Annotated in this window: 13 protein-coding genes; 1 reads left to right on the top strand and 12 read right to left on the bottom strand. The window is 65.7% G+C overall.

Annotated elements, in window-relative coordinates; all coding sequences use genetic code 11:
- Positions 1-19: 19 nt before the first annotated feature.
- The 3 genes from JOF29_RS34975 to JOF29_RS34965 are packed head-to-tail and all read right to left on the bottom strand — an operon-like array spanning position 20 to position 3,134.
- Positions 20-916, bottom strand: coding sequence for a carbohydrate ABC transporter permease (locus tag JOF29_RS34975; protein WP_245359751.1), 897 nt, complete (start codon positions 914-916; stop codon positions 20-22).
- Positions 913-1,842, bottom strand: a complete 930-nt coding sequence (locus JOF29_RS34970; RefSeq protein WP_245359749.1) for a carbohydrate ABC transporter permease — start codon at positions 1,840-1,842, stop codon at positions 913-915. Before JOF29_RS34970 ends, JOF29_RS34975 begins: the two co-directional genes overlap by 4 nt.
- A complete protein-coding gene (locus JOF29_RS34965; protein ID WP_209698632.1) occupies positions 1,842-3,134 on the bottom strand; it encodes an ABC transporter substrate-binding protein in 1,293 nt (430 codons plus the stop codon). The genes JOF29_RS34970 and JOF29_RS34965 overlap by 1 nt, the downstream gene beginning before the upstream one ends.
- 220 nt (positions 3,135-3,354) lie before the next feature.
- Here JOF29_RS34965 and JOF29_RS45705 point away from each other — a divergent pair, with 220 nt between their 5' ends.
- Positions 3,355-4,110 (top strand): FadR/GntR family transcriptional regulator, encoded by a 756-nt coding sequence (locus JOF29_RS45705; protein ID WP_307863847.1) that lies wholly within the window; start codon positions 3,355-3,357, stop codon positions 4,108-4,110.
- Between the two features lie 338 nt (positions 4,111-4,448).
- On the opposite strand, the gene JOF29_RS34955 is transcribed toward JOF29_RS45705, so the two are convergent.
- From JOF29_RS34955 to JOF29_RS34915, 9 genes are all read right to left on the bottom strand, one after another.
- Complete coding sequence (locus JOF29_RS34955) at positions 4,449-7,313, bottom strand: glycosyl hydrolase family 95 catalytic domain-containing protein (protein ID WP_209698631.1); 2,865 nt, start codon at positions 7,311-7,313, stop codon at positions 4,449-4,451.
- 107 nt (positions 7,314-7,420) lie between these two features.
- Positions 7,421-8,956: a sugar ABC transporter ATP-binding protein gene (locus JOF29_RS34950; RefSeq protein WP_209698630.1), complete on the bottom strand. Its 1,536-nt coding sequence runs from the start codon at positions 8,954-8,956 to the stop codon at positions 7,421-7,423.
- Positions 8,953-9,948 carry an ABC transporter permease gene (locus JOF29_RS34945; RefSeq protein ID WP_209698629.1) on the bottom strand — a complete coding sequence of 332 codons (996 nt, stop codon included), beginning with the start codon at positions 9,946-9,948 and terminating at the stop codon, positions 8,953-8,955. Before JOF29_RS34945 ends, JOF29_RS34950 begins: the two co-directional genes overlap by 4 nt.
- Entirely contained in the window at positions 9,945-11,069 is a 1,125-nt protein-coding gene (locus JOF29_RS34940; protein WP_307863846.1) for an ABC transporter permease, read from the bottom strand. Before JOF29_RS34940 ends, JOF29_RS34945 begins: the two co-directional genes overlap by 4 nt.
- The gene (locus JOF29_RS34935; RefSeq protein ID WP_209698628.1) at positions 11,066-12,160 is read right to left on the bottom strand and encodes a sugar ABC transporter substrate-binding protein; all 1,095 of its coding nucleotides are present in this window, start codon (positions 12,158-12,160) and stop codon (positions 11,066-11,068) included. Before JOF29_RS34935 ends, JOF29_RS34940 begins: the two co-directional genes overlap by 4 nt.
- 225 nt (positions 12,161-12,385) lie before the next feature.
- Positions 12,386-13,453 carry an ABC transporter permease gene (locus tag JOF29_RS34930; protein WP_209698627.1) on the bottom strand — a complete coding sequence of 356 codons (1,068 nt, stop codon included), beginning with the start codon at positions 13,451-13,453 and terminating at the stop codon, positions 12,386-12,388.
- Positions 13,450-14,979 carry a sugar ABC transporter ATP-binding protein gene (locus JOF29_RS34925; RefSeq protein WP_209698626.1) on the bottom strand — a complete coding sequence of 510 codons (1,530 nt, stop codon included), beginning with the start codon at positions 14,977-14,979 and terminating at the stop codon, positions 13,450-13,452. The genes JOF29_RS34930 and JOF29_RS34925 overlap by 4 nt, the downstream gene beginning before the upstream one ends.
- Before the next feature lie 20 nt (positions 14,980-14,999).
- Positions 15,000-16,031: a substrate-binding domain-containing protein gene (locus tag JOF29_RS34920; protein ID WP_209698625.1), complete on the bottom strand. Its 1,032-nt coding sequence runs from the start codon at positions 16,029-16,031 to the stop codon at positions 15,000-15,002.
- Positions 16,032-16,173: 142 nt separating this feature from the next.
- Positions 16,174-18,114: an NPCBM/NEW2 domain-containing protein gene (locus JOF29_RS34915; protein ID WP_209698624.1), complete on the bottom strand. Its 1,941-nt coding sequence runs from the start codon at positions 18,112-18,114 to the stop codon at positions 16,174-16,176.
- Between the last annotated feature and the right edge of the window lie 343 nt (positions 18,115-18,457).

The raw sequence follows: 18,457 nt of genomic DNA, 5'->3' as shown, positions 1-18,457 counted from the left end.
TGGTGAGAGGGGCCCTGGATCACTTGACTGCTCCAAGCATGAGTCCGCCGATGAAGTAGCGCTGGTAGCGAAGGAACACGAGGACGGTGGGCACCGCCGCGATGAGCGTGCCGGCAGCGATGACGTTCCACTGAGATACGTAATTGCCCTGCAGACCCAGCAAGGTGGGGGTGACCGGCATCTTCGAGCTGCTCGTCAGGACGGTGATCGCGAAGAGCATGTCGTTGAACGCCCAGGTGAACGCCAGCGCTCCCAGCGCGGCGAGAGCAGGACGGGTCAGCGGCATGATGATCCGGGCGTAAATCTGGACCACGCTCGCACCATCGACGAGTGCAGCCTGCTGGAGCTCCCGTGGTATGCCGCGCATGAAGCCATGCAGGACGAAGCTGAAGAAGCCGATCCCGAAGCCCACTTGGACGATGATGAGAGCCAGCCTGGTGTCATAGATGCCGAGCTGCTGGGTGAATGTGTAGATAGGGATGAGCAGGATCTGTGGAGGCAGCAGGTTGCCGGCCAGCATCAGCAGGAGCAGGGAACGGCGACCCGGGATCGCGAAGCGCGCCAGTGCGAACGCTGCGAGGGACCCCAGGAACAGCTCGAGAACGACCACCGGGACCGCGACCACGAGGCTGTTGACGATTGCCCCTTTCTCCCCGCCTTCGTTCCAGGCGGCGCCGAACGAGCTCAGAGAGAAGGAACTGGGTATCGCGCCGAGCCCGTTTCCGGTGATGTCGTTCTGGGTACGCACCGAGACCATCACCAGGAGAGCGACAGGCGCCAGCCAGGCCGCACAGATCGCGATCATCGCTGCGTGGAAGGCCAGGTCGGTCAACTTTCGAAGTCTCCGGGCCTTGCGTCGCAGGGCCGGTGACGCGGCAAGTTCCGTCTGCTCAGTTGCTCGGTCGATGGTGATCAATCGGAGTCCTCCCTGAACGCGCGCACGAGATGCGTGACGATGACGGCGCTGGCCAGCAGGAAGATCACGACTGCCAGCGCGGACGCGTAGCCGAGCTGCCGTGACTGGAAGGCCTCGGAGTACATGTAGGTGCTGAGCAGCTCGGTCGAGTGATAGGGACCTCCCCGCGTCAGCGCCCAGACGACGTCGAACGAGCGCAAGGCGTCGATGATGGTCACCGCGATCACGACGCCGTTGACGCTGCGAAGCTGGGGAATCGTGATGTGCCGGAACTCCTGCCATCGCGACGCACCATCGATGCGCGCCGCTTCGTAGAGCTGCGGGTCGATGGCCTTGAGCCCAGCGATGAACAGCACCATGAGGTACCCGATCTGACGCCATAGCGCCGGAAGCGTCATCGAGTACAAGGCGACCTTAGGGTCGGCAAGCCAGAAGTGCTGAAACGATCCCAGTCCGAGCAGCTTCAGCACCTGATTCGCCGGGCCATCGGGCTGCAGGAAGACCCCCCAGACGAGCGCCCCAGCGGTCATCGACAGCACAACGGGCAGGAACAGCACGCTGCGATAGAACGAGACACCGCGGCGATCACGCTGCAGGAGCATTGCCATGCCCAGACCGCCCAGTATCGACAGCCCGCCGAACAACACCAGCCAGATGATCGTATTCTTGAACGCCGTCTGGAACACCGGGTCATGGATCATCGCCCGGTAGTTGCTGCTGCCGACGAACTCAGGTGAGGTGATGCCGTCCCACTTGAGGGTCGAGAGGTAGAAGCCTTGAATCGCCGGCCAGAGAACCCATGTCGCCTCGACCAACAACGGCACAAGGATGAAGGCGAGCAAGACCGGCGGCAGACCGCCGCCGCGCCGCCTCCGTGATCCGCTCAGTCGGCGGCCCTGGTCCCCCATGGTGGCTGTAGCACTCATCAGCTTGTGAAGACCCGCTTGGCAGCGTCTTCCCAGGTCGACTGGATCCGCTTGGCGTCGTTGGGTTTGGCCAGGAATTCCGCCAGGGCGGCATTCGCGGTCTCCTGGAGTCCGTCGCTTGAGTCACGGTTGAAGAACTGGGTCAGCGCACCTGCCCTCTCAAGCATGTCCTTTCCCTTCTTGGTATGGACATCGTCGGCAATCGGCGCGCCCGGATTGCACGGCAGATTTCCGCCTCCGGCAACGGCGATCCAGTCTCGCTGGACTTCCGGCCGGGCGATGAAGGAGCAGAACGCCTCGACCGTCCGTGAGTTCTGGGTGCGGGCGCTGGCGAACACACCGTCGGTCGGCGCTTCCTCTCCCACGGGTACCGACGGATCGATGATGGGGAACTGGAAGAAGTCGATGTCGCCGAGCACGTTTTCGGGCAGTGCTCCGAGGATGTACGACCCTGCGAGCGTCATGCCGACCTTGCCCTGGGCGAGCTGGGTGAAAGTAAGGTTGTAGTCGGTCGCTGCGCCCTTGGGGTCGAAGTAGGGCATGGCCTGCTTCCAGGTGTCGAAGACCGTCGTGACCTTTGGCGAGTCGAACGAGTCGGCGCCGGCCAGCAGCTTGACGTGATAGTCCGGACCGTTGATGCGCATGTTCAGGTAGTCGAACCAGCCGGCAAGGATCCACGCGTTGGTGCCTTGGTGGCCGGTGCCGACCGCGGGCACCCCCTTGGTCTGGATCTTCTTGCACACGTCCAGGAATTTGGTCCAGGTCGCCGGAACCTCGACGCCCCACTGCGCGAACATGGACTTTCGGTACCAAACGCCCCAGTAGTAGTAGTTTCGCGGGACGAAGATCTGCTTGCCGTTGGTGTCGGTGCACAAGCTCTTCAGAGCGGGCGAGTAGTTGCTCAGTGAGCTCTCCCAGACGTGGGAGAGGTCGAGGAGTTCGCCCTTCTTGGCGAACTGGCGAGCGACCGAGCCGGCGTACCAGGTGTAGACGTCGGGCGGGTTGTTGGAGCTCAGGTAGCTGGGCAGCTGGGTACGAAAGGTCTCGACCGCCACGGTGTTCAGCTTGACGTCCGATCCGGCCCCCTTGTTGAACGCCTTCACCAGGGCCTCCGTGGCGGACTTCGTGGGGTCATTGGACTCGCTGTTCTGCAACAAGATCGAGCCATCCCCGGCACCGCCCGCTGCCTGCTTCTTCCCACCGCCGGACGTGGCACATCCAGGCACCAGGGCTGCGGCTCCCAGGGCTCCGAAGCCCCCCAGCAGTCGCCGGCGATCGATCTCGAAGGACATCAGGGTCTCCTTTTCCGGTGACTCCGTCACCGCTGATGCTGGTCCGGACCGGGGAGCGGCCCAATCGCAACTCTGGAGGACAGTGGACACTGACGTCAAGATTAAATCATAATTTCTTCTTTAGTGATCTAATCGCGCTACTTCGCGTAATCTTTCACGAGGAGCCAGTCAGCGACCGGACGGTCGTGAGAAAGTGGCAGAGCAGCTCAAAGGAGTCGGTGTGACCTCGAACGTGCATGGCGCGGGTTCCGAGCTTGGATACCGTGGACGCGGTATCCACGGAGCGGTCGTCGAAGAGCTCGGGCGGCGGATCCTGACCGGCGAGGTCGCCCAGGGCGCCACTCTCGACATCGCCTCGCTCGAAGCCGAGCTCGACGTCAGTCGCTCTGTCATTCGCGAGGCGCTGCGGGTCCTCAAGGCGAAGGGTCTCATCGACGCCCGCCAGAAACGGGGCACGTTCGTTCAGCCGCGGACCGAGTGGACCCTGCTCGACCCCGATGTCATTCGTTGGCAGTTCGAGGGACAGGACAGCCAGCAACTGTTCAACGACCTGAACGAGCTGAGGAACATCATCGAGCCCGCCGCCGCAGGACTGGCCGCGCTGCGCCGCACCGAGGCAGACCTCCAGGCCCTTGACGCGTCGTTGGCCCAGATGTCAGAGGCGACCCACGGCGTCGGCGATCCCGTCCAGGCCGACCTCCTTTTCCACCGCGCGCTCCTGGCCGCCTCTCACAACGAACTGCTGATCCGCACCAGGATCGTGCTCGAACCAGGCCTGGCAGCGCGCGACCAGGTCGTCCACGACCTGGTCGAGGACGATGATCCCACCCCAGCGCATGCAGCGGTTCTCGACGCCATCAGGCGTCGGGATCCGGACGTGGCCGTGAGCGCCGCCAGCGCGCTATTGGCCAAGTCTCTGCTGGACCTCGACAGCATCCGAAGCCCGGCATCGCTGCCACAACGGGCGCGGGACTAGTTGATCTGGCTGACCTACGTGCGCACCTGAGGCAGCGCCACGTCGTACGCGGCGAAGCAGTCACCTGCAGTGGTGTGTGACTCCACTCCAACCTCCCAGCGGGAGCGTTCCACATTCCACCCGCGACCTGACCGGCCATCGGCCGATCCCGGGCTTGGCAGGGATCGGCCACGGGTAGGGCGTAACTTGTCGGCGCGCCGACCACGATCATGCTCGGGGCGACGAACGCATCGCCAGTGGTTACCGCCCGATACATCTACTCGTCAATCAGGGGCCTTTGGCAACGATCAGGTCCGGTGGCGACCTCCACCGGAGCAGTCCTGGGCAATGGTGCATGGCTATTCCTGGACGATGGTCCATCGCTGGCTGGGATGGCCGGTGTCGGCCTGGATCTCGACGGCTGCGCCTGCCTGGGCCGACTGACCGGCGATGCCGAGTACCTTGTCGGTGATCCGGCTGACGATGCGCATCTGTCCTGAACCGGTGTTCTCGATCATCCACTGCTGATTCGGGGCGCCACTGGTCGTCCATTGCACGACGTCGGTTCCTTCCGCGGTAGCCGCGTTCGGCACGTCGATGACCTGGCCTGACCTGACGCATTGGAGCATGACGAAGCCGTTGTTGGTCTGTACCTGCTGCCAGCGTTGGTTGGTGGAGCCGACATCCGGCCATTGATCGATCGCAGCGCCGGGGTTCGAGCCGCCGCCGGAGACATCGATCACAAGTCCGCTGTGCACGTTCTTGATCACACTTGCCGGAGCGGGTTCGGGTGGCGGAGGCGGCGGCGGGTATGGGACGCCTTGCGGCTGCAGAGTGACCGACCCTCCCGGCCGCACGTGGACGCTCCGCTTCCAGTCACCGACTCGCAGTTCGGTAGCCGTGCCTCCCACGCTGTGCAGCGTCACCGATATCGGCGCCCCGGCCTTCCAGGTCATGTCGAGCGTGAATCCACCTCGCACCCCCATGCCGCGCACGCTGCCGTCGTTCCAGGCAGCCGGGACGGCCGGCATCAGATCGACCACTCCGGGCTTGGCGTGGACCAGCATCTCCAGCATCGCAGCCGGGATCCCGAAGTTGGCGTCGATCTGGAAGATGTACCGGTTGGTCCGGTAGAGGTCGAACAGGTTGATCCCTGTCCCGCCCAGGTGCCCGTGTGCGGGACGCAGTACGTTGGAGATGGTCTTGTAGGCGCGGTTGGAATCCTTCAGCCGCGCCCAGCAGGCCGCGCGCCACGCGCAGGCCCAGCCGTAGCTGTCAAATCCGCGGGCCTCCAGCAAGTTGCGGATTCCAGCGATGTACGCAGCGGGCTGGTTGTCCAGGCGGATCCGGTCACCCGGGTACCAACCGATCAACGGGGACAGGTGCCGGTGCTGGGCGTCGCCCAAATTGTCCGGGCTCCGCCACTCCTCGAGCCAGCCGGTCTTGGGACTCACCTCGGGAAGATAGAGGCGCTCGCGCATCAGCTGAGCCCGGCCCGCCAACTCCACGTCCCGATTGAGAAGTTTCGACGCTTCGACGAAGCATCCGAGAACCGCGTGCACCAGCTCCTGGTCGTAGGTGTTACCGATCCCGTCCTGAGGCCCGTGCTCGGGCGACCATGCCTTGTCGGCCAGCAGCGCGGTCCGTTGATCGCTTCCCTCGCCAACGGTGCGCTCGATCAGCCGGCTCTCCCAGAACTCGACGGTGCCACGCAGGAGCGGCATGAGTCGCGCGAGGAACCGCTTGTCGAGGGTGTACTCGTAGTGCTGCCACAGTTCAAGGCACAACCACGCCCCGCCGGCCGGATGCCACCACCAACCGTTACCGCCGTGGACGTTCGTAGAGAACGCCACTGTCCAGCCGGCGACCCGCCCGGACGTGTTGCGGAACCGGTTGCGGGGATCGTTGAACAGCTCGAGTGTCTGCTTCGACCACTGCGGAAGCTGTGCGAGGCAGTAGTCGAGTAGCGGCTCGGCATGCTCGGCGAGCCCGAATCGGTGCGTCGGCCAGTAGTTCATCTGGATGTTGATGTCGGTGTGGTAGTCACTCATCCAGTCCGGCTCGTTGGTGTCGAGCCACAGGCCCTGCAAGTTCGTCGGGAGGCCCGCCCGGGATCCGGTGATGGTCAGGTACCGGGCGAGCTGCAGGTAGAGCACATCGAACTCAGGGTCAGGCGCCGCACCTGGGGCGCCTCGGGAGGCAAGCCTTGCGGCAGTGTCCTGGGCTCGTTGCTGCGCGGTCGAGTCGCCAAGGTGGAGCGAGAACGAGCCGAACTGCCGCTGGTAGTCGGCCACGTGGGTTTCGACCAACCGGGGCTCGAGCAACGCCGTCCGCAACTTCTGTCGCGCGACCGTCCCGGGGTCGACCCGTGTGTCGCGGTAGTCGATCGAAGCATCAGGCCGGTAGTTGGTCCCACCGCTGATCACGACGAGCACCTCGGACGCCCCAGTGAATGTCACCGTCGAACTGCCCGTTCCGACAGTCCCGCCGTCGGTCGAGACGCCCGCCACCGCTGCATACCGAAGGCCGTTGTCGAGAGCGTCCGTGATCGACGTCGTCGATGCGGACCGGTCGACGACCGCAACTTCTCCGCGCGTGCCCTCGACGGCCACCGATCCGGTCAGCGATCCTCCACCTGACTGCGTGATGCGTACTACGACGACGTCGTCGGAGTGGCTGCTGAAGCACTCCTGGCGGTAGGCGACCTCGCCCACTCGGTACGTCGTGACGACGAGGCCGTTGCTCAGGTCGAGGGATCGCTGGTAGTCGGTGACGACATCGGGTGTGTGGTCCGGCAGGAGCACCCGGGCTTTGGCGAGTAACTGGAAGGTACCGAACGTCGACCTGTCGTACGGGAACTGTCCCGCGCCGTCGAGCGTGGTGTTGCGACCACCGCTCCACAATGACGCGTCGGTCAGGAAGAGCGCGGTATCCGCTGGAGTGCCGCCGATCAGACCTCCGAGTCGTCCGTTGCCGATCGGGAGGCCTTCCTCGATGATGATCGATTCTTCCGCCGGTGTGCGATACCAGAGCCGCAGTGCCTCCTCGTCCGGCACGAGTTGGCAGTCTGCCGGTCGGTCGACGGCGGCGTGCGCCTCGAAGACCGGTAGCGCGAACGTCGCCAGGCCGGTGAGACCAGCGGCCTGGAGGACGCGCCGCCTTGCGATGTGGTTGCCGCGCTCTTCGTGATTGGGGCGGGACGAGCCTTCAGCCGGGTATCCCATGTGCGACTCCTCTGGTGGGCGAACAGATCGGCGAATCCTCGGTCGGGGCCGGTCCAGCCGGGCGTCGGAGGATTCAGCATGTACTCGATGAGACGGCGTCCCGTTGCTCAGGCTGCGGGCGCCGGTTCGGCGTGAATCAGGCGGATGACTCGCTGGCTCATGGTGTCGTAGTCGCGGCTGTTCACCACCTCGCCGCGAACGCGATGGTCCCGCATGACGACAACCCGATCAGCCAGCGTGATCATCTCCGGCAGATCCGAGGTGATCAGCAGAATGGCCAGGCCGTTCGCGGCCAGGTCCCAGATCAGCGTGTGGAACGCATCCTTCGTCCGGACGTCGATGCCGACGGTCGGTTCGTCGATGATCAGGATCTCGGTCTGCGCCGCAAGCCACTTCGCCAGCGACACCTTCTGCTGGTTGCCGCCCGACAGAGTTCCGGCCAACTGCGCCGGCGACGCGATCCTGATACCCAGATGCTCCACGTAGTCGGACACCAAGTCCGCTTCGGCCCGCTTCGGAACGTAACGAAGTACCGGCAACCGGCCGATCCCCGCGCGGAGCCGGTCCCAGACGGTGACCGCGATGTTCCGGCCGACGGATTGCTCGAGGAAGACGCCTTCCTCCTTGCGGTTCTCGCTGACGTACCCGATCTTGTGGTTCTTCAGTGCGTCGCGGACGTTCCGGATTCGGACCGCGGCGCCGCGCACGCGAACTTCGCCCGCCGTGATCCGGTCCAGTCCGAGCAGGGCCTTCGCGAGCTCACTGCGGCCGGCGCCGACGAGTCCGTACAACCCGACGATCTCCCCCGGCCGGACAGCGAGATCCACGCCGTCGTGCCCGGTCGCCGTACTCAGGCCTGACAACTCCAGTAGGGGCTCGGCCGTGGTGTCGACCGTTCGTGGCGGGAGCACGAGGGCTTCGTGGACACGACCGACCATGAGGTCGACAACCTCGTCGCGGGTCAGGTCGGACAGCGGACCGCCTTCGAGCACGGATGCTCCGTCGCGCAGGACCGTGACCGTGTCGCAGATCTCGAAGACCTCCTCGAGCTTGTGGCTGACGAACAGCACCGCGCAGCCCTGATCCTTGAGCTTGCCAACGACGCGGAACAGCCGCTCGGCCTCGCTCGGAGTAATGGAGGCCGTCGGTTCGTCGAGGAGCAACACTCGACTCTCGATCGACAGGGCCTTCGCGATCTCGACCAGTTGCGCTTGTGCTACGGACAACTCCGTCACTGGCAGATCCGGATCCAGCTCGAGGTCCAGCTCCGCGAGCCAGCGCGCCGCCTCGGAGCGAATCGCTGTGCGATCGACCAGCCCGCGCGAGGTCGGGAGCTGCTGCAGCAGGATGTTCTCACCGACAGTGAAGCCGGGAATCAGGTTGCGCTCCTGGTGGACGACGCCGATGCCTGCCGACGCCGACTCGTGCGGCGAGCCGAAGGACACCTGCTGTCCGTCCAGTAGCAGCCGCCCGCCGTCGGGGCGGTACAGCCCGGTGATCACCTTGATCAGCGTCGACTTCCCAGCGCCGTTCTCACCGAGCAGCGCATGCACCGAACCGGGCTCAAGCGAGAGATTGACGCCGTCCAGGGCCCGTACACCGGGAAAGACCTTCTCCACTCGCTCGGCTTCGAACAGCGTCACGACACACCTCCGGCGACGGTCACGTCAGGGGATTTCACGACGGTACGCCGTTGTTGGCGCCGGGTGCGGACCTGCCCCAGGACCACCGACCCAAGAACCACAGCGCCGACCACGAAATTGACCCAGGACGGCTCGAGCGAGAACTCCGCTCTCGCGGTGTCCACGAACCGCACGATGAACGCGGCCAGCACGGTCCCCAGCACAACTGCGGATCCGCCGGTGAGCAACGCGCCACCGATGATCGGCGCCGCGAACGACGGCAGCAGCCAGTCGCCGCCGATGCTCTTGTTCACCCCCGGCGAGGAGGCGACCGTGAGGATCGCGGCGACCCCGAGGACCGCGCCGGACAGCGTGTGCGCGACGATCACCGAGCGGTCGTTGGAGATTCCGGAAAGGCGTGCCGCAATCGGGTTCCCGCCGGAGGCTAGGAGTTTCCGGCCGGGGACGGTACGGCGGAGCAGAACCGACAGCCCGCCCGCGACGATCAGCGCGACGATGAAGATCCACGGGACGACGCCGAAGAGGGCGGAGGACCCGAAGATCTTCAGCGCCTGTGGATAGGCGTCGACGGTGCGGGTGCCGACCATCCGGTACTGCACGCCGATCAGCACGGTCATCGTGGCGAGCGTGACGATGAAGCCGTTGATCCGGGTGAGCACCACGAGGACGCCGTTCACCAGGCCGGCGACCGCCGCGAGCAGGAACCCGATCAGCAACGCGAACGGAGCCGGTACGCCGTGATCCGCCATCAGCACAGCCATCGCGGCCGCCGCGAACCCACCGATCGCCCCAACCGCAAGGTTGAGCTGCCCGACGGCCAGCACCACCATCTGCGCCAGCCCGATCAACACCGGCACGGCCAGGAACTGCAGCAGCACGCGCAACGAGTTCGCCGCCAGCAGCTCGCCGTCGGAGGCGATCACGAGAGCGACGAAGAACACGACGCAGATGGCCAGCAAGGTCATTTCCGTGGACCGCGCGAAGCGTCTCATCGTTCTCGCACCCCCTGCCGGTCGGACAACTTTGCCCGGATTCGATCGGTGGACAGAGCTACCAGCAGAATCAGACCCAGGTAGATGTTCAGGCTCTCCAGGCCGACACCGAGCAGATCGAGGCCCTTGCGGATCACCGTTGTCAGCGCGGTGCCGATCAGCGTTCCCCAGATCGAGACGAAGCCGCCGGCCAGCAGCGTTCCTCCAAGGATGGGGCCCAGGAAGGACGGAAGCATGAACTCCTCACCGATGGTTGCCTTAATAGAGCCTGTGGACACGGCCAGCATGAACCCGGCCAGCGCGGCCAGACTGCCCGACATGGCATGCGCGACGATCACCCGACGCGCGGTCGGGATCCCGGACAACTCGGCAGCCCGCACACTGGCACCAGTCATCAGCAGTTCCCGGCCGAGCTTCGTCCGGCTGTAGATCCACCCGACGACGGCCATGGCGACCACAGCGAACAGCGCCAGTTGCGGGACCGCCGGCGAGCCGCACACGTTGCCGACGCACACGTCGGCGAGCGAGTAGTTGCGCAGCTCCCGCATCCCCGGCGGCCTGGTCACGAACGCCGCGTTGTCGGTCAGGGCCGTGTACACGAGGGGAATCAGGCCGAGCAGCAGGAAGTCCAGCGCCAGCGTCACCACGAACGAGTTGACCCTGGTCCGAGCGATCACCCAGCCCGCCAGCGCCCCGATCGCCGCTCCGGCGACGAGGCCGATCACCAGACCGGCGTACAGGGTGAAATGCCACAGATCGTACGAGATGCCGGTGATCATCATCGAGAACGCAGCCATCCGGCCGACCGCGAGGTTCATGTGACCGATCGACAGCACGCAAAGCTGCGCCAGGCCGACCACGGTGAACATCGCGATATCCCGAAGCAACGGAAAGATCACCAGTTGCTGATTGAAGAACGCGGGCCGCAGAACGCCGAACAACGCCGACAACGCGACCACGAGAACGAGCAGACCGATCCGCTGATTCGCCCACCACGGCACCAGTCCGCCGACGCGCCGGCTCTCCGCCTTCCCGACCGGGACATCAGGCTCCTGCAGTGCCGCGGCGGCCGTCGGTGACACAAGCCCGTCCGCGAGCTCTGAACCCTTGCGATCGCTCACGAACACGTCAGGTGGCTCGCGAACTCGGTCTGGAGCTCCTTGGTCTTCGCCTGCCGCTCCTGGTCGTAGGTGTCGACGTTGGCCTTGGTGACGACGAACGACCCGGAGTCCACGATCACGCCGGGGTCCTTCATCGTGCACTGCTTCGACTGCAGCAGAGCCAGCAGCCAGCCGCCGACGTACGCCTGACCGACGGGGTTCTGCGTGACGGTCGCGGCCACTCCCCCGGACTTGATGCCGGCCAGGATTTTCGCGTCGTCGTCGATCGCGACCACCTTGATCGGAAGCTTGCTGCTGGCAACACCGTCGGCGGCGGCCACGGCAGGGTTGTACGCGGTCGTGACGATTCCGTTGATCTTCGTGCCCTGCGCCGCGAGCAGGTCGGCGACCGCCTTCTGCGCCGTGGACAGGTCCTTGTCAATGTCGGTGATCACCGGCAGCTCGGTGACCTTGCCGTTCGTCTCCGCGACCGCCTTCTTCACCCCGGCAATCCGGCGCTGGGTGTTCGAGTCCACGTTGTTGCCGGTCAGGTGGACGATCGTGCCGTGGCCGCCGATCGCCGCGATCGTTGCCTTGGCCGCCTTGTACGCCGCGGTCTCCACGTCGGTGGACAGGCAGAAGTCGGCCGAGTTGGTGTCACCGGCCGGGCAGGACGCCAGCGAACCGACCGCGAAACCCTTCGCCTTCAGGTCCTCGAACGTCGAGTTGATGTCGGTCGGCGACACCCCGAAAATCCCGAACGCGTTGTACCCCTGCGCGGCCAGCGAGTTGATCACGTTGTTCTGCTTACCCTGGTCCCACTCGCCGGTCTCGTTGAACGTGACAGCGCCGAGCTTGAACTCGGTCTTGTCCTGGTCGGCCGTGGTCTTCCACGGCTGGAAGTACGGGTGCGCGCCGCCCGGGATCAGCGCCAGCTTCACCTGGGAACCATCCTTCAGGGTCACCGGTCCTGAGGACGACTTCGTGGATGCGTCGTCTCCGGTCGTGGCGCTACCGGTGGCGCTCGGGTTCTTCGTGGTGCATCCGGTCGCGGCCAGCGCGACGAGGGCCAGCCCCGCAGCAGCCTTCCGGCAGAACGACGACACGATCATGGGACTGACTCCTGAATCCTATAGGATATTGCCTGCTTGATGGTGCCTCTTCCGTCCCGTGACGTCAAGACTCTCCGGACGACGAAAATTGCTCCACGCTTTCCACGGCGGACTACCTCGCTGCCATCAGCCGGCAAGAACTCGACTCCACCGCTTTCGCCATCAAAGCCATCGCCAAATCACGTGTTCCGGCGGCGGCTTTGTCCGATCTCCAGAGCCGGACGCTCAGGTCGGCATCCCGACCCGGCGTTCGCCGTTGCGAAGCTGCTGAATGACCACGGCGATGACCAGAAGGGAGCCTCGGGCAACGTTCTGCCAGAACGGATTCACGCCGAACAGAGTGATTCCGTTGTCGAGAACGCCCAAGAGGACGACAGCCAGCACCGTTCCGGCGATCGTGCCCCGACCGCCTTGGAGAGCACATCCACCCAGCGCGGCCGCGGTCACCGCCTGCAGTTCGAGACCTTCGCTGCCGGAAACCGGCTGACCCGATCCGGTGCGGGCCGTGATCATGACGCCGGCCAAGGCTGCGGCCAGCCCGGTGATCGCGTACACCGCGATGATGTAGCGGTTGATGTTGATGCCGGCTAGCCGGGCGGCCGTGTCGTTGCCGCCGATCGCGTAGATGTTGCGGCCGAGATCGGTGTAGCGCAGAACGAGATGAGCAAGGCCTGCGACCACTACGAAGATCCAGATCAGGGTCGGAATGCCGAGGATCGCACCCCGGGCGATGAAGACGAACACCGGGTCGGCACCCGTGTATCCCTGCGCCCGGCCGTCGGAGATCAACTGTGCGACCCCCTTGTACGCCGCCAGCGTGGCCAGCGTCGCCACCACGGGATTCACCCGTCCGTAGACGATCACGCAGCCGTTGACCAGCCCGGCGAGAACACCCACCCCGAGCGCGGCCAGGATGCCGATCACCGAACTGCTGCCCGTGTGCATGAACACGAGGGCCGTCACCACTGAGCCCACGCCGGCCGCGGAGCCGACCGAGATGTCCAGGCCACCGAGAATGATCACGACGGTCTCGACCACGGCCAGGATGCCGATCACCGAGACCGCCTTGCCGATCACCTGATAGTTCGCGAGGCTGAAGAACGACGGGAACCGGCTGCCGACCAAACTGACCAGGACGGCCAGCGCGATCAGCAGGCTCACGTTCTGAACCCCGACGGCGTCCAGGATCCGCCGCGGCGCCGAGCTGGCTGCGAGCGAAGCATCCGCCTGCTCGTCACGGTGTTCACCGTCCTGATCTGCACGGACCGGCACGGTGTCATTGTTGGCGCTCACGCGGGGCTCTCCTTCAGGTTCTGCGAATCGGCCGTCATGGCCAACGCGAGGATCTGCTCTTCGGTCGGGCCGGCCGGCAGCTCGCCCGTGATCCGACCCTCCCGCATCACCAGCACGCGATCGGCGAGGGCGATTACCTCGGGCAGCTCCGACGACACGACGAGGATCGCCGTACCGCGCTCGGCCAGTTGGTTGATCACGGTGTAGATCTCGGCCTTCGCGCCGACATCGACGCCGCGGGTCGGCTCGTCCAGGATCAGCAGTTCGGGATCGCGAGCCAGCCAGCGGGCCAAGACCACCTTCTGCTGGTTGCCACCGGACAGCTTGCGGACCTGCTGTTCCGCGCTCGGAGTCTTGATCCGCAGCGAACTCACGTAGCCGCTGACCAACTCCTGCTCGCGCCGCCGCCGAACGAATCGGAACTGCCGGATGCGGTCCAGGACAGCAAGCGAGATGTTCTCCCGCACGCTTCGCTCCAGCACCAGGGCCTCGGCCTTGCGTTCCTCAGGGGCGAAGCCGATCCCGGCACGAACGGCGTCGTGCGGGGATCGCAGACGCAGCGCGCGCCCGTTCATGCGGACGGCTCCGGAGCGGATCGGCAGGTCGCCGACGACGGCACGCACCAACTCCGACCGGCCCGCGCCGACCAGCCCCGCCAGGGCGACCACCTCGCCCCGGCGAACCTGGAGGTCGATGCCGCGGACCTCGTCGCTTGTCATGTTCTCCACCGACAGGACGACCTCACCAGGGCTCCGGGCGGGACGGGTCATCGCCTGCAGTTCGCGGCCCACCATCATCCGGACCAGCTCGTCCTCGTTGGTCTCGGAGGCGCTGCGCACACCGACGAGCCGACCGTCGCGCAGGACCGCGATCCGGTCTGCCACGGCGAAGATCTCCTTCATTCGGTGCGAGACGTAGATCACCGCCACGCCGTCGTCGCGGAGGCGCCGGATCAGCCCGAACAGGATCTCCACCTCGTGATCGGACAGCGACGACGTCGGCTCGTCGAACGCGACCACCCGGACCGCGCCGACCAGGCCGCGCATGATCTCGACGAGCTGGCGTTGCGCCGGCGACAGCCGCCGGCCCAGCGTGCCGGGCCGCAGGAACCCGGTCAGACCGAGTCTGTCGATGTCCCGGGCGCATTGCTCGTGCGCCCGGCGCCGCGAGTACATCCGGCCGCGGCGCGGCAACGCACCGGCGTACACGTTCTCCGCCACGTCGACGTGCGGGACGATCTCCGGCTCCTGGGCGATCACCCTGACTCCGGCGCGATGCGCCCCTGCCGGCGACGAGTACCCGACGACGGCGTCGTCGAGCATCAGCGATCCCTCGTCCGGCTGGTAGTCACCGGTGATGATCTTGAGCAACGTCGACTTCCCCGCGCCGTTCTCCCCCATCAGGGCGAGGACCTCGCCACCGCGGACGGCGAGATCGACCTGCGTCAGCGCGCGAACGCCGACAAATCTCTTGGTGATGCCCCGCGCTACCAGAACCTCGGAAGCGGAGGGTTGTACTGCGCCCACTGTGTCGGCTCCCGTCCGGATCAGGTGCAAACCAGGCCGCTGCTCTGCCAGGTCTTGGCATCCACGATCTGCGTCTTGGCGATCGTCCTCTCCGGCAGCGGCTTCTGGCCTCGCAGGTTCTCGGTCAGCACCCGGACGGCGGCACTGCCGACCGCCGGGCCGCCGATGTACAGCGCGGCCTTGTTGCCGGTCGTCTGTCCGGCCTTCCAGTCCTTGCAGGTCAGATACGCACCGAGCCCCACACCGATGATGTTGTCGGGGGCAACTTTCCCGTTCTGCAGGCCGGTGACGATGCCGGTCTCGTTCTCGTCGTTGCAGCCCCAGACCACCCAGTGCTTCACGGCGTGGTTGTCGGTCAGCGCCGCACCGGTCTTGTTCAGCGCGTCACCCACCGAGTTGTCGGTACCGAGCTCGATTGTCTTCGGCGCCTCGCCGCCGCCGATCCCTTCCTTGAACGCCTCGGCAGCACCCTGGACCCGGTCTCCACACGTCTTCAGGTCCTGCTTCCAGCCCGCGATGATCCTGGTGTCGGCGGCGGTCCAGCCCGCGGCCTTGTACAGCTCGGCCGCCTTCTTGCCCACCTCCATGCCCATGCCATGGCCATCGAAGCCGACGAACGGTGCCGGCTTGCCGTCACCGGACGAGATCGCGTCGTCGGACGCGACCAGCGGAATCCCGGCCGCCTTGGCCGCATCGATCACCTGCGGGCCGATCTTCTGGTCCGGAACGACGATCGCGATACCGTCGACCTTCTGAGCGATGACGTTGTCGAGCTCGCTGATCGCCTTGTTGGCGTCCGTACCGAGGTCGATCACCTTCACCTCGACATCGCCCAACTTCTTGGCCTCGTCCTTCGCACCGGTCGCCTCGTCTACGAAGTACTGCTGATCGCCCTGCTTCTGCAGCAGCGCGATCGTCAGCTTGCCGGACTTCGGCGCGCTCACGGTCGCCTCCCCGGAGGACTCTGCACCGCTCGAACAGCCGGCCAGCAGGGCGGCGAGGACGCCGACCGCGACAACGGGTACCACAACACCACGACGGGTGTACTTCATGACTCCTCCAGTGATTCTGTGCTGGTCCTGCTGTTCCGCCGTGCTCAGAACGGCACGGTGGTAGGTAGTGCCCTCCTCCGCCCTGGAGGAACTGCCTGCCCTTGGCCTGCCCGGCACCTGAGCAAGGCCAAGGGAGGTTCTGTCAGGCGCAGGTGATCTTCGGCTGCGCCCAGTCGGTGTGGTCGAAGTTGGGGCCGTCCACGTTCGTGGTGCGTAGTTCCAGGTGCTGCACTCCGGTAAGGTCAACGGTCAGTGGGACCGCTGGCCCGGCACCGGTTGCCTCGGTGGAGGCCAGTACCGCGTCGTCGCCGCGGATCTCGAAGCCGGCTCGTCCCTGGTCGCCTACCTCGTCATCGATGCCGGCGGTCACCGTCAGGCGCGAGCAATGCGACCCCAGGAAGAAGTCGATCGAGCTGGGGGCGTGTGTCCCGAATCCCTTGGCGTACTGGACACCTGCGATCGTCAGTGGGTTCCCGTCACCGGCTCCGGCCTCACCGTTGCTCTGGTCCCGCTCCACCGGGCCCCACCCGTTCTGGGACGAGAGCAGGGTCAGATCCGAGAGGTTCGATTCCCCGGCGGGCGGCCGGGTCGCGACAACGAAGCGGCCTGCGCCACCGTCGGAGTACGCGTTCCGTCGCCACAGCCAACTGGCGCTTGCACCGAGGTCTACCGGCCCGGCGTCGGGACGATCCGCACTCACCGACCAGGTCGCGCTGCCGATCTGGCCGGCCCTGATCGAGGCGATCCGAGTCGATCCCGCAGGCTTCGCCGTCCAGGTCTCGGGAGCGGTCAGATCGACACGGACACCGTCGATGCTCGACGTACCGTCGTTGTACACCTTGACCTGCACCTTCACGGGTGCGTTGTCCTCGACGTACGGTGCCGACGGCTGCACCACCACAGTCACCAGCGGCGGCAATGCGGTCGTGGTGCCGGGAGTGATCCGCAACATGACCGCGTCATGCGAGCCGACCTGGGCGCGGATCGCGCCGTTCGACGCCGCTTCGGTGTTGGCCCAGAGATCCCGGACCGTGTACGCCTTCGCCTCGGGCAACTTCAGCTCGGCGGCCGAGGTCGAGATGGTCTGCGCAGCCGCGCCGCGATTCAGCAGGACGACCGCCACTGAGCCATCGGACATCGGCTTGGACCAGACCTCCTGGTCGCCGTCGTCGCGGATCCTCATCCCCTGGCGGCCGCCCCAGTCCTGGTCGACAGCGAGTACGTCGGGATCGGTCAGCATCGTGCGGACCCAGGCCGGCATCGACCGGACGTCGTTTCCGGCGATCAACGGTGCGTTGAGCAACGACCACAGGCTCATGTGCGCCCGGCTCTCCGCCACCGTGAGTCCCGGGTTGCCGACCTCCAGCATGTCCGGGTCGTTCCAGCCACCCGGACCGGAGTACGGCGACAACGCGGCCTGCTGATCGAGGATCGACATCACACTGCCCCACGAGGCGTTGATGTCACCGGTCGTCCGCCACATCTGTCCGCCGACCGACTTGCCCCACAACCACGGGTCGTTCGCGCCCCACTCGCAGATGCTGTAGAGGATGTCTCTGCCGGACTTGCGGAGTGCGTCACCCATGGCCTGGTAGCGATCCTTCGCCGGAACGCCCTGGTTGTTGCAGTTGTCGTACTTCAGCAGGTCGACATCCCAGGACGCGAAAGTCCGGGCGTCGAGGTCCTCATGACCGAGACTGCCCGGCATCGTCTTGGCGCAGGTCAGCGTGCCGGCACTGGTGTAGATCCCCAGCTTCAGGCCCTTGGCATGTACGTAGTCGGCGAGCGCCTTGATCCCGCTCGGGAACCGTGTCCGGCTCGGCACGTACTGACCGGTGACCGGGTCTCGATCCTTCTCGGCCCAGCAGTCGTCGATGTTGACGTACTGGTAGCCGGCCTTCGCCATCCCCGAGGACACCAGGCTGTCGGCGGCCTCCCGGATGAGCTTCTCGTTGATGTTGCAGCCAAAGGTGTTCCAGGAGTTCCATCCCATCGGCGGCCGAGCGCCGAGGGTTCCGGTGTCGGTGGCGTCCGACTCGGCGCCCGGTGCGGCGACCGCGGCCCGCGCCGGTGACACAGCCATCGCAAGCACCGCAACGGAAACAGCAAGCAAGCGTCGCATCTCACTCCTCAGGACGGTAAGGGTGTCGATCTTTCGATCATGATGATTTCTGTGTATTTCTGAGCTAGCGCGCGCACTTATGTTCAAATTGCGCGGTCACGAAGTCAAGGCCCCGAGCAACTACTTCCGGTTATAGGAGCCATAGCCGGAAGCCTTTCGCCCGGCCCAAGCTGCGGCTGTCGTGCGCCGGGTTCGCGGACGTGGCTGGCACGAGCGTTCGCTCGGGCCTGGTTCTGCGTGTCAACGGAGCAAACGCGACAGGTTGCGGGGTTCTGCGGTCAGCTGATTCGATTCACGCCGTCGG

This window comes from Kribbella aluminosa (assembly GCF_017876295.1).
Classification (GTDB): domain Bacteria; phylum Actinomycetota; class Actinomycetes; order Propionibacteriales; family Kribbellaceae; genus Kribbella; species Kribbella aluminosa.
Note: the sequence above shows the minus strand (reverse complement) of the source record. Positions and strands in the feature narration are given on the sequence as shown.